Genomic DNA, 11831 nt, shown 5'->3' on the forward strand with positions numbered 1-11831 from the left:
ACAGCATATCAAGTGGAGCCAGAATCTCCACTTAGTGCTAGCGTGATCTCAGTAACCGGAGGCCATGCCTCCGCCTAGCTCAGAACATGGAGTACGTCATGACCACGTTGACCAAGAACCTCGACCCGCAGGGTCTCGAGGAGAACGCAGGGGAGCGCCACCACCGGCTCCGCTGGGTGATCCTCGGTGTCCTCGCCCTCGCTCAGCTGATGGTGGTTCTCGACGCCACCATCGTGAACATCGCTCTTCCGCACGCCCAGGCGTCGCTCGGCTTCGACAACGCCGATCGCCAGTGGATCGTCACCGCATACGCACTGGCCTTCGGCAGCCTTCTTCTGCTCGGCGGCCGCCTCTCCGACATCTTCGGTCGGCGCATGACGCTGATGGTCGGCCTCGTCGGCTTCGCCGTGATGTCCGCCGTCGGTGGCGCCGCGGTGAATTTCGAGATGCTGGTGTTCGCTCGTGCCGGCCAGGGCGTCTTCGGCGCGCTGCTCGCACCTGCGGCCCTGTCTCTGCTGACCACCACGTTCGTCGACCCCAAGGAGCGCGGTAAGGCGTTCGGCATCTTCGGCGCGATCGCCGGCGGTGGCGGTGCCATCGGCCTGCTGCTCGGCGGCATGCTCACCGAGTGGGCCGACTGGCGCTGGTGCCTGTACGTGAACCTCGCGATCGCCGCGATCGCTCTCGTCGGCGCGCTGCTGTTCATCGGCAAGCAGAAGTCCGCGGTCCGTCCGCGACTCGACATGCCCGGCGTCGTCACCGTCTCGGCCGCGCTGTTCTCGATCGTCTACGGCTTCTCGAACGCCGAGACCAACGGCTGGGCCGACTGGGCCACCATCACCTGGCTGGTCGCCGGAGCTGTGCTGCTCGCAGTGTTCGTCACCCTGCAGGCCCGCACCGCCCACGCCCTGCTGCCGCTGCGCATCGTCCTCGACCGCACCCGCGGTGGTTCGTACCTGGTGGTGTTCATCGCCGGCATCGGGATGTTCGGCATCTTCCTGTTCCTCACCTACTACCTGCAGCAGAACCTCGGCTTCAGCCCCATCAGCACCGGACTCGCGTTCCTGCCGATGATCGGCGCCCTGGTGCTCACCGCGACCCTGTCGACGTCGGTGCTGCTGCCGCGCTTCGGACCGCGCTGGCTGATGACGGTCGGCATGCTCGTCGCCGCCGGCGGCATGCTCTACCTGACGCAGCTGACCGAGACGAGCTCGTACGCCTCGGACATCCTGCCCGGACTGATCGTGATGGGCCTCGGTATCGGTTCGTCGATGGCGCCGGCCATGCAGGGCGCGATCTCGGGCGTCTCCGCCGAGGATGCGGGCGTCGCGTCGGCCACGGTCAACACGATGCAGCAGGTCGGTGGCTCGGTCGGTACCGCGCTGCTGAGCACCATCGCCTCCAGCGCCGTCGCGAGCTACCTCACCGACCACGCGTCGGCAGTGGCCTCGAACCCGGCGTACGCAGGTCAGCTGGCTGCGGTGCACAGCTACACCACGGCGTTCGGATGGGCCGCGGGCATCTTCGCGGTCGGCGGTGTGATCGCCGCGGTGTTGGTCCGCAGCGGCAAACTGCCGGCCACCCCCGAGGGTGCAGCCGTCGTCCACGCCTGATCGGTTGCTCCAGGGCCCGGGGTCGCCACGGCGGCCCCGGGTCCTCTGGTCAGCGGATTTGAGAAATTTCCAGCCGATGTCCTAAGCTCATCTAGCTCCCCACGGAGATACTGGCCCCCTTCGTTTAGCGGCCTAGGACGCCGCCCTTTCAAGGCGGTAGCGCGGGTTCGAATCCCGTAGGGGGTACGCTGATCCGGCGTTCGAGGTGACAACTCGAGATACGCCGGAGCACGTGATGTACAAGCAAGGCCCTGTGGCGCAGTTGGTTAGCGCGCCGCCCTGTCACGGCGGAGGTCGCGGGTTCGAGTCCCGTCAGGGTCGCTTTGGTCTTCTCCCGAGAAGACCGCAAGCGGCGAAGTAGCCCGGTCCACTGGGTGCAAGCCGTACGGCCAGGTAGCTCAGTTGGTACGAGCGTCCGCCTGAAAAGCGGAAGGTCGTCGGTTCGATCCCGACTCTGGCCACACAACGTTTGCGCAGATCAGCGCTTCGATGCAGCCCAGCTGCCGCGCGCGGCACCTTCTCAGGCTTTCACTGACTGCCGCCGGTCATATTCGCTGCGGTGGCCTCGGATCTCATCGGTGTGTTCGGACGCCCACATCGCCAGGCCCAGAACGTGTTCGAGGAGCGAGACGCCGAGGTGGGTCAGTGCGTAGTCGACGCGCGGCGGTACCTCGGGGTAGACGGTGCGTGTGACGAGACCGTCGCGCTCGAGGTGGCGCAGGGTGAGGGTGAGCATCCGCTGGGATATGTCCGGGACGCTGCGGTGCAACTGTTTGTATCGCAGCGGGGTGTCGCGGAGAACGGCGATCACGAGAATGCCCCACTTGTCTCCGACACGGTCGAGGATGCTGCGGATCAACGGGGCATCGTCGCCCCACCCCTCACACGGACCGGGCGGGGTGGCGCCGTGTGCGAGCGATGCGTTCTCGCTGGTGGACATGGGCGCTCCTCACGAACACGAATGTGCCTTCTTGTGGCGACGGTGAAACACACAGACGATGTGGTTGCACACAAACAGTAACCATTCAGGGGTGAGAACGTGTCGTTGATTGTCATAGTCGGTGCCGGGCCAGGGATGGGTCTGGAGATCGCCCGCGTGTTCGGCCGGAACGGTTTCACCGTCGCGCTCGTCGCCCGTGATCGGGCAAAGCTGGATTCCCTCACCGACGTGCTCAACGGCGAGGGAATCGCGGCGACCGCCTTCACTGCTGACCTGCTCGACGCGGAGTCGATCACCGCGGCGTTCGCCCAGATCCGTGAAACCCTCGGAACTGTCGATGTTCTCGAGTTCTCGGCGGCCGACACCAGCTTGCCCGCTGCCGGCGTCCTGGAGGTCACGCCGGCCAATCTTCAGCCACAGCTCGACTTCTACTTCAGTGCGATACATGTGGTGAAGCAGGTCGTCGACGACATGATCGCCGCCAGAACCGGCACCATCATCATCACAGCCGGAGGTGGATCGGTGGAGCCGTCGCCGGCTATGGCGAACATCAACATCGCCTCCGCCGGTTTGCGCAACTGGGTTCTCAACCTGCACAACGTGCTCACTGAACACGGCGTGTACGCCGCCCATCTCGCGATCAGCGTGTGGATCGGATCCGGGCAACCCGGCACGTCGGCAGCCGAGATCGCTCCCACGTACTTCGATCTGTACGAGGCACGCTCCGACGCCGACTCCCGCTACCCCGCGCTGACCTGACGGGTTTGCCGGCAGTCGAGGTTCACCGGTGCGCGGGGACTACGGCGCTCAGCCGGGGCACGAGGCTGAATGCGTTGTCATGCATGACCTTCGAGAGAATCGCGGGACGAGTCGCAAAGTACTCGTCGACGTTGTCGGTGAACCAGCCGGCGGTGCGCGGGTTGGCGGCGGGGAAGTCGGTGCCGAACAGGATGTGGCTCGGGTCGACGAAGTTCTCGAGCGCCACCAGATTCGTCTCGAATCCTGACAGGGCGGTCTCGTAGTAGAACGTCCGGAAGTCGGCGAGGATCTCGTCTGCGGTCAGTTCGCAGTCGAGGTGGAACGCGCACAGTGCGGCGACGCGGGCGGCCAGATAGGGCGTGCTGCCGCCCGAATGGGCGAGGATGATCCGCACGTTCGGATACTGCCGTTTGCGGCCGCTGGTCACCAGATCGGCTGCGCCCTTGTAGGTCTCGTTGGGGGTCTCACTGATCGGGGTGGGTAAGAACCTGCTCGGGGCCCGATTGCTGCCCGGCGTCTGCTCGCCGTGCAGGAACACCAGCGCGTTGCGGCGATCGAGCTCAGCCCACAGTGGCTCGAAGATCGGGTCGCCCAGGGATCGGGCCTCATCACCGGTGCCGTAGACGTTGGTCAGGGTGACGCCATCGGCTCCGAGCACGTCGAATGCATAGGTCAGTTCCTCGAGTGCGGGGTCGGTGTCTGTCGGGGTCGGTAGATGCGCGAACAGCCCGAAGCGTCCGGGGTGGTCGTCGGCCGCCTGGCGAGACAAGGTGTTCACCTCGCGAGCGAAGTGATGACGCTTGTTCTCCGGCAGTCGTGCCTCCACATCGTTGGGCACCGACAGGATCGCGGTGTCGATCTCCAGACGATCCATGAAGTCCACACTGACCTGCGGTGTCCACGCATCCTCGTCACGGAATTTCCAGCCGGTGGTGTCGCCGAACAAACCTGAGGTGAGCATGGCGGTCGGCATGAAGTGGTGGTGAAAATCGATCCGGCCCGGTGTGGTGGCGCTGTCATCAGTCATACCCACACCCAACTCGCAATAGTTGACTCATGTCAATAATCATCGGATGTTAGATTTCTCCCATGGCTGACACCGACGCCCCCGAGCTGCAGTTGCTCGATGCGCTCTACCGCCTGAACAAGTTGGTCGTGGCCGACGCCCGGGTGCACGTCGCTGCCGCCGCACACCTGGACCTCGTGGATTTCCTGGTGCTGCGCACCGTCACGATGGGCGTCGACAGTCCGGGTGATCTCGTGAGCGACCTCGGTCTCAACCCGTCCGTTCTCAGCAGGGCACTGTCCAAGCTTGCCGACTCGGGCCTGGTGACGCGTGAAATCGATCTCGCGGACTCACGCCGGTCACGGATCCGACTGACTGATCACGGCGTGCAGACGACCGAGGACATCGGGGCGCGGATCACACCTGTTCTGGGTCGGCGACTCCGCCTTCTGAGCCCCGACAGGATTCGGCTCGTGCTGGAGAGCCTGGACGTTCTGTGCGGGGACACGGTCGACTGAAACCGAGCGAAGCCCTCACCGGGAACGGTGCGGCAGCCTTCAGGCGATGCTGGACGCCTCCTCGCGTTCGCCGACGGGGACGTCCACCGGTGCCGAGCTCCGGAAATGCGCAGCGACCGAAAGAGTTACGCCGCCGAGGATCCAGGCGATCAGGATGAGCCACTCGTGCAGGGTTGATGCATCGGGGAAGTAGTTGACCTCACGGAAGAGGCTCTGCGAGGCGCCGGGGACGAAATACTGGCCGATCTCGCCCCAGGGGCCGGTGATGAACTGGTGCGGCGTGGCCCCGCCCGAGATCGGGTTCGCGAGCAGCATGGTGATGGCGGCGCCCACGCCGGTACCCGCGGCACCGATCAGGGCGTTGAGGCCCACAACAGTCGAGGCGGTGCCGAGCATCGCGACCCCGAGGACCACGGCGTCGGCCCAGAACGAGCCCGTGACGATGCCGAGCACGGGTCCGGTCACCACGGCGGCCAGGAGGCCGGCGGCGATGCCGTAGACGCCGAGGGCGAGGAGTCTGCGCCGCAGGCCGGTGACGAGCGACGAGACCAGGACGCCGCCGACGATGCCGCCCAGGACCAGTGGGAAGCCCATCGCGCCGAGCCCGGTGCCGGTCGGATCGCCTGAGGAGAGCGGGACCACGTCGGTGACAGTCGGGGCCTTTCCCTGGGCGGCGGTCAGCTGGGCGCCCACCTTCTCGATGACCGCGGTGCCTGACGCCAAACCGGCCCCGGCGATCAACACCTCCGGCGCGGCCTGGTCGAGTACATAGGCGCCGTACACCTTTCGCTCCTTGATCGCCTGGACTGCGTCGGCGCGGGTGTTGTAGGGCGTGGCGTCAACAGGCAGCTCGACCCCCTGTGGAAGCGCCGCGCCGACGACGCCCACCGGGAGGTCGCGCGGCTCAGAGGTGGCAATGGGCCAGAGGAAGGCCAGGACCACCAGCGCGACGACGAGACCGGCGACGACTCCGAAACCGACGGCGGCCGTGGGACGGGTGCGGTCGATTGTGGTGTTACTCATGGCGCTACTCCCTAAACAGAATGACGGTTCTGTTTGGAGACTAGCCTAGGTTAGGCTTCGTCGTATGCCTCGAGTCAGTGACGCGTACCGCCAGGCACGTCGGGATGAGATAGTCGCCGCGGCCCTGCGCGTGTTGCGTCGGCGAGCGCTGAACAACCTGACGATGGCCGACATCATCGAGGAGGCCGGCCTGTCCGCCGGTTCGGTCTACTCCCACTTCGCGCGCAAGGACGAGCTCATCGAGCTGGTCGCGGCCGAGGTGATCGGGAAGCGGCTCAGCCTGCTCGCCATGCCGGACGACGAGCCGGCACGTTCCCCCCGCGAGGTCGTGCGGCGGTGGCTGGTCGGCCTGGAGCAGGCAGGCATCCCGTTCGCGACCGTGGTGCAGTTCTGGGGCGAGGCGGCCTTCGACGCCACGATGCGCGAGATCGTGCAGCGGCGGATGAACGACATCGAGCGTGCGTTCGCCGCCGCCGCCGAGCGCTGGCTCATCGCCGAGGGGCGAGAGCCTGCAACTGCGCCCGCCACGGCGCTGGCCATGCTCACCTTCTGTCAGGGCTACATCGTCCGCAGCGCGGTGCTGGGCGCGCAGGACGTGAACGCGTCACTCGAGACCATCGACTTGTCGTGAACGGCACGATGGCCCGCGTCGTCTCCCCCACCTTCTCGTAGGGTCGAACCCCGCGCGTCAGCCGATCAGATTGGCTGACGCCCAACGCATATGCGATTCGACGGCGTTCGATGCCTCGTTCGCGTCGCCCGTCTCGATGGCGTCGACGATGGCGCTGTGCTTGCCGACGTCCATGTTTCCCACCGCCCGGTCGAGTCCGGCGAACATGATCGACATCCGGATCGACCCTTCGAGCGACGACCACGAGTGCACGAGCGTCTCGTTGCCGGTCAATCGGCTGAGGTGGCGGTGGAAATCGAGGTCCGCCTCGATCCGTGCCTCCAGGTCGTCACCGGCGGCGTCCATCACCTCCAGAGCCCTACGGAGGGTTGCGACCAGCTCGGCCCGGTCGGGATTCTCCGCCAGCTCGCGGACCGCGAGCGCTTCGAGAGCGGCGCGGACGGCGAAGATGTCGCGGATCTCCTTGGAGTCGAGGTGGCGGACGAACAGCCGTCCTCGTGCGCCGGCGGACACCAACCCCTCCTGTTGGAGTTGTCGCAGCGCTTCGCGCAGGGTTCCGCGGCTGATCTGCAGCATCTCCGACAGCTCGGTCTCGACGAGTGGGCTGCTCGGCGGCAGATTGCCACTGGTGATCGCAGCTCGCAGCGCCGTGACGGCCTGTTCGCGCAGGTTCGTCTTCGCAAGTCCCAGTAGCGCGGTCGATTGCGGTGCGATGACGACCTCCTGAGACGGCAGTGGTGTGACTGTCGACAAACAATTGTCGACTGTCAGCTTACGGTCTCGGAGGTCGGTCGACGACTCCACCGCGGTCGCGTCAGCCGAGTTCGGCGCGCACGGTGGCGCAGATGCGATCGGTGCTGAGCCCGTACCGCTCGTGCAAGGTGGGCAGCGCGCCCGCGTCGAGGAACTGATCGGGTAGTCCGATCGGGACGACACGCTTGCCCATACCGACCCGAGTGGCCACGGCAGCGACAGATTCGAACAACCCTCCGATCACGGTGTGGTTCTCGAGCGTGACCACGAGGCGGTCGGTGTTCATCTCGGCCAGCACGGTCTGTGAGTCGAAGGGTTTTATCGTCGGCGAGTGCAGGACCGCGACGTCGATGTTGTCGGCGGCGAGGCGCTCGGCAGCCTGGAGCGCTCGCATCGTCATCAGTCCGCTGCTGATGAACAGCACGTCGGTGCCGCCGCGCAGGGTCTTGGCTTTGCCGAGCTCGAAGGTGTAGTCGTACTCGTCGAGGACGGTCGCGACCTTGCCGCGCAGCACACGCAGGTAGGTCGGTCCCTCCGAGGCGGCCAGTTGCGGCACGGCCTGGCTGATGTCGACCGAGTCGCAGGGGTCGACGATGGTGAGGTTCGGCATGCCCCGGAAGATCGCGATGTCCTCGGTCGCCTGGTGGCTCGGTCCGTACCCGGTGGTCAGCCCCGGCAACCCGCCGACGATGTTGACGTTGAGCTTTGGCTCGGCGATGTCGAGGCAGAGGAAGTCGTACGCGCGCCGCGCCGCGAAAACCGAATAGGTGGAGGCGAAGGGGATCAGGCCGGTTTCGGCCATCCCGGCGGCCGCACCGAAGAGCAGCTGCTCGGCCATGCCCATCTGGAAGAAGCGGTCGGGGAACGCCGCGGCGAAGATGTGCATGTCGGTGTACTTCGCGAGATCGGCACTGAGACCGACGATCTTGTCGTTCTGCGCAGCCGCCTCGACGAGTGCGTGACCGAACGGGGCCATGGCGGTCTTCTGGCCGGGGTCGACGAACGAGGCGATCATCGCCGACGTCTTGAGCTTGGGAGCGGTGGTGGTGGTCATGTCAGAGGTCCTTCGAGGTGTGGCCGGCGGTGAGTTGGTCGCGACAGATCTGCCACTCGTGTTCTTCGATGCGCATGAAGTGCGCCTTCTCTCGGTTCTCCAGCAGTGGAACACCTTTGCCGACCTTGGTGTCACACAGGATCACCGAGGGTCGGTCGCCGGACAGGTCCGCGGCTCGGTCGAACGCGGCCAACAGAGCGGCGACGTCGTTGCCGTCGATCCGCTCGACGTACCAACCACACGCCGCCCACTTCTCGTGCACCGGTTCGGTGGACAGGATGGTGGAGGTGGCACCGTCGGCCTGCAACGCATTGATGTCGACGACTGCGGTGAGGTTGCCGAGACGATGGTGGTGGGCACCCATGGCCGCCTCCCACGTCGAGCCCTCGTCGAGTTCTCCGTCGGACAGGAAGTTGATGACCTTGCAGGCCGATTTCTGATGCCGCAGGCCCAGGGCGATTCCCACCGCGACGGTCAGGCCGTGTCCCAACGACCCGCCCGAGATCTCCATTCCCGGTGTGTAACTCGCCATCCCCGACATCGGCAACCGGGAGTCGTCGGAGCCGTAGGTCGCCAACTCGGCGCGGTCGACGATGCCGGCCTCGGCGAGTGCGGCGTAGAGGCCGATGGCGTAGTGACCGGTGGAGAGCAGGAAGCGATCGCGTTCGTTCCAGTCGGGTTCGGAGGGCCGGAAGCGCAGCCGGTCGGCGTAGACGGTGGCGAAGATGTCGGCTGCGCCGAGGGCCTGGCCGACGTAGCCCTGTCCCTGTTCCTCGCCCATGTCGAGCGAGTTGTGTCGACTGCGGTAGGCGAACTCCTCGACCGCAGCGACCCGGGCGGCGAATTCTGTCGCCGGTGCATTCTGCTGGGTTGTCATGGTGCTCATAGGTGTTCCTGACTCAGTGGGTGACGGGTCGGGGCGCGGCGGTGCTGCCCGACGCCGTGGGGGTGGCGAATGTGGCGTCGTCCATGTGCGCGGGGCGGGAGTCGAGCGCGTCGGCCGCGTTCAGCTCGGACAGTGCGCGATCGGCGAGTCGGCGCTCGGTCGGGCCCCACGTCTCTGCGGTCGAGATCGCCGCGATCAGTCCGATGAGGGCGTAGGTGGTGAACAGCAGCGCCGGACCCCACCAACCCATCCAGAGGAACAGCAGCGTGGTGATGAAGGGCGTGAAGCCGGAGACCATCGCCGAGATCTGGTACGCCAGTGAGGCTCCAGAGGCTCGGCGCGCCGCATCGAACAGCTCGGGGAACCAGGCGCCCTGGGTGCCGGCGAGGGCGTTCTGGCAGACGGCGTAGGAGATGACGAACGTGGCGATCACGAGGAGGAAGAAGCCTGTGTTGACGAGCAGGAACATCGGGATGCCGAACACGACGGCGAAGGCGCACACGGCGAGGTAGAGCGTGCGGCGTCCGATGTGGTCGGTGAGCGCGCCCCAGGCCATGGTGGCCACGATGCCGATGCCCGACGCGATGCACAGGGCCGTCAATGTCTCCGATTTGCTCGCGAGGTTCTCGGTGTGGAGGTACGAGATCATGTACGTGATCGACACGGCGTAGCCGGCGGTCTCTGCGATGCGAAGGCCGATCCCGCGCAGGATGTTGCGCCAGTCGTGCCTGATCGCGTCGGTGACAGGCGATTTCGCAATGTCGCCGTCGCTCTTGACGTCTTCGAAGACCGGCGACTCGGGAACCTTGGATCGGATGATGAGGCCGACGATGACGAGCACGATGCTCGCGAGGAACGGCACGCGCCAGGCCCAGTCGCCGGGCAGATGCACACTGACCAGGAACACCAGATTGGCCAGCAGAAGGCCCACGGGGAAGCCGGCCTGGACGATGCCGGTGAACTGCCCCTTCTTCTTCCACGGGGCATGTTCGTAGCTGATCATGATCGCCCCACCCCACTCGGCGCCGAAGGCGACGCCCTGGATGATCCGGACGGCGACGAGGAGGATCGGCGCGATGACACCGATCTGCGCGTAGGTCGGTAGCAGTCCGATGACGAAGGTCGCCAGACCCATGGTGATCAACGACGCGACCAACACGGGTTTCCGGCCCACCCGGTCACCGAGGTGACCGCCGATGATGCCGCCGATCGGTCGAGCGGCGAAGCCGACCCCGAGGGTGGCGAACGCCAACAGCGTGCCGGCCACCGAGCTGCTGCCCGGGAAGAACGCGGTCCCGAAATAGAGCGCGGCTGCCGTGCCGAACCCGATGAAGTCGTAGGTCTCGATCACCGCCCCCACCGACGAACCGATGGCGACGCGTTTCGCGTCTTTCGTCCCGCGGACGGGACCTCGCATCTTGAGAGCGTCAACGCTCATGGCAACTCCTCCGGCAGCTCACTATGAATCGGACTCCTGTTGACTGTCAACAGTGGTGACAACTGTGACCTACGCTTCACTTAAAAGTCAACAGGTAACAGGCAACAGTTGACTGTTGACAGTGACGCGGAACACTTCTAGCGTGGGGTCGACCAGCGAGATCTGTACAGGAGAGAACGATGAACTCAATGACACGCACGGCGGTCATCACCGGAGCCACCTCGAAGAAGGGGATCGGCCGCGCCACTGCCGAGCGCTACGCCGAAGACGGCTGGGGCGTGATCGTGCTCGATCTCGACGGCGAGACATCGGCAAAGGTGGCGGCCGAGATCGGCGGTACCTACAACGTGCCCGCGTTCGGTCACGCCATCGACGTCTCTGACGAGGATTCCGTGCTGGCTGCCTATGAGGCCTCTCGCCACGAGGTGAAAACCGGAGCGTTGCCGCCGATCGGAGCGGTGGCCAATATCGCCGGAATCACCTCGCCCGTTCCGTTTCTCGAGACCACCCTCGAGCTGTGGAACAAGGTGTTCGCCGTCAATGCGACCGGAACCTACCTCGTCACGAAGGCGTTTCTGCCGGACATGATCGCTCAGGGGTGGGGGCGGATCGTGACCATGTCGTCGGTGTCCGCCCAACGCGGCGGTGGCGTCTTCGGCAAGGTGCCGTATTCGTCGGCGAAGGCAGCGGTTCTGGGCTTCACGAAAGCCCTTGCTCGCGAACTCGAGGACACAGGCGTGACCATCAACGCCGTCACCCCGGGTGCTGTCGACACCAACATCCGCGTGGGCAGCACCGATGAGCAGGAGAAGGCCATTGCGGCCGGCATCCCGCTTGGCCGCACCGCCACGACACGTGAGATCGCTTCGGTCATCACGTTCCTGTCATCTGACGACGCGGCGTACCTCACCGGCACCACCATCGACATCAACGGCGGCAGCCACATGCACTGAACCGCGCGACGAAGTCGGCGCCGCGCGGGCCGACGGCTCCGCCTACGATCGATACCTGCTCCAGAGCTGGGGATGAAATGAATATCGGCATTCGCCGCGGATACGACGGCAAGACCTATAAGCAGGGAACGCGGGTCTGCATCGACAGCCTGGTGAAAGCCTCCGGAATAATGTGAAGAACCGTCGTTTGGTCGATGCTGGGGTCACCAACGGTGGTCGCTGGAACGGTTACTTGTTCCCTGACTTCGATATCCGAT

The 11831-nt window shown here is 65.6% G+C and carries 12 protein-coding genes and 3 tRNA genes; 8 read left to right on the plus strand and 7 right to left on the minus strand.

Annotated features, from left to right (window positions below):
* Positions 1-98: 98 nt before the first annotated feature.
* The 4 genes from ASG12_RS06415 to ASG12_RS06430 all read left to right on the plus strand — a co-directional run bounded on the left by ASG12_RS06415 (position 99) and on the right by ASG12_RS06430 (position 2074).
* A complete protein-coding gene (locus tag ASG12_RS06415) occupies positions 99-1613 on the plus strand; it encodes a DHA2 family efflux MFS transporter permease subunit (RefSeq protein WP_055787823.1) in 1515 nt (504 codons plus the stop codon).
* 113 nt (positions 1614-1726) lie between these two features.
* Positions 1727-1799 (plus strand) — tRNA-Glu (locus ASG12_RS06420).
* A gap of 61 nt (positions 1800-1860) precedes the next feature.
* Positions 1861-1934 (plus strand) — tRNA-Asp (locus ASG12_RS06425).
* A gap of 66 nt (positions 1935-2000) precedes the next feature.
* Positions 2001-2074, plus strand: a tRNA-Phe gene (locus tag ASG12_RS06430).
* Positions 2075-2133: 59 nt separating this feature from the next.
* Here the strand turns inward: ASG12_RS06430 and ASG12_RS06435 are convergent.
* Complete coding sequence (locus tag ASG12_RS06435) at positions 2134-2553, minus strand: winged helix-turn-helix transcriptional regulator (RefSeq protein ID WP_082501685.1); 420 nt, start codon at positions 2551-2553, stop codon at positions 2134-2136.
* Positions 2554-2652: 99 nt separating this feature from the next.
* On the opposite strand from ASG12_RS06435, the gene ASG12_RS06440 reads away from it, so the two are divergent.
* Positions 2653-3312, plus strand: a complete 660-nt coding sequence (locus ASG12_RS06440) for an SDR family NAD(P)-dependent oxidoreductase (RefSeq protein ID WP_055786504.1) — start codon at positions 2653-2655, stop codon at positions 3310-3312.
* A gap of 22 nt (positions 3313-3334) precedes the next feature.
* On the opposite strand, the gene ASG12_RS06445 is transcribed toward ASG12_RS06440, so the two are convergent.
* On the minus strand, positions 3335-4339 hold the full coding sequence (locus tag ASG12_RS06445; RefSeq protein ID WP_055786507.1) for an amidohydrolase family protein: 1005 nt from the start codon (positions 4337-4339) through the stop codon (positions 3335-3337).
* Positions 4340-4401: 62 nt separating this feature from the next.
* Between ASG12_RS06445 and ASG12_RS06450 the strand changes: the two genes are divergently transcribed.
* The gene (locus tag ASG12_RS06450) at positions 4402-4836 is read left to right on the plus strand and encodes a MarR family winged helix-turn-helix transcriptional regulator (protein WP_055786510.1); all 435 of its coding nucleotides are present in this window, start codon (positions 4402-4404) and stop codon (positions 4834-4836) included.
* Positions 4837-4875: 39 nt separating this feature from the next.
* On the opposite strand, the gene ASG12_RS06455 is transcribed toward ASG12_RS06450, so the two are convergent.
* A complete protein-coding gene (locus ASG12_RS06455) occupies positions 4876-5859 on the minus strand; it encodes a hypothetical protein (RefSeq protein ID WP_055786513.1) in 984 nt (327 codons plus the stop codon).
* 64 nt (positions 5860-5923) lie between these two features.
* On the opposite strand from ASG12_RS06455, the gene ASG12_RS06460 reads away from it, so the two are divergent.
* Complete coding sequence (locus ASG12_RS06460; protein WP_082501686.1) at positions 5924-6490, plus strand: TetR/AcrR family transcriptional regulator; 567 nt, start codon at positions 5924-5926, stop codon at positions 6488-6490.
* Between the two features lie 57 nt (positions 6491-6547).
* On the opposite strand, the gene ASG12_RS06465 is transcribed toward ASG12_RS06460, so the two are convergent.
* The 4 genes from ASG12_RS06465 to ASG12_RS06480 all read right to left on the minus strand — a co-directional run bounded on the left by ASG12_RS06465 (position 6548) and on the right by ASG12_RS06480 (position 10621).
* On the minus strand, positions 6548-7204 hold the full coding sequence (locus tag ASG12_RS06465) for a GntR family transcriptional regulator (RefSeq protein ID WP_055787829.1): 657 nt from the start codon (positions 7202-7204) through the stop codon (positions 6548-6550).
* Between the two features lie 100 nt (positions 7205-7304).
* On the minus strand, positions 7305-8297 hold the full coding sequence (locus ASG12_RS06470) for a transketolase family protein (RefSeq protein ID WP_055786519.1): 993 nt from the start codon (positions 8295-8297) through the stop codon (positions 7305-7307).
* Position 8298: 1 nt separating this feature from the next.
* Positions 8299-9183, minus strand: coding sequence for a transketolase (locus tag ASG12_RS06475; RefSeq protein WP_443089074.1), 885 nt, complete (start codon positions 9181-9183; stop codon positions 8299-8301).
* Between the two features lie 13 nt (positions 9184-9196).
* Entirely contained in the window at positions 9197-10621 is a 1425-nt protein-coding gene (locus ASG12_RS06480) for an MFS transporter (RefSeq protein ID WP_055786521.1), read from the minus strand.
* Between the two features lie 179 nt (positions 10622-10800).
* Here ASG12_RS06480 and ASG12_RS06485 point away from each other — a divergent pair, with 179 nt between their 5' ends.
* The gene (locus tag ASG12_RS06485) at positions 10801-11574 is read left to right on the plus strand and encodes an SDR family NAD(P)-dependent oxidoreductase (RefSeq protein WP_055786524.1); all 774 of its coding nucleotides are present in this window, start codon (positions 10801-10803) and stop codon (positions 11572-11574) included.
* The last annotated feature ends 257 nt before the right edge of the window (positions 11575-11831 follow it).

This window comes from Williamsia sp. Leaf354 (assembly GCF_001424365.1).
In the GTDB taxonomy this organism is placed as follows: Bacteria; Actinomycetota; Actinomycetes; order Mycobacteriales; family Mycobacteriaceae; genus Williamsia_A.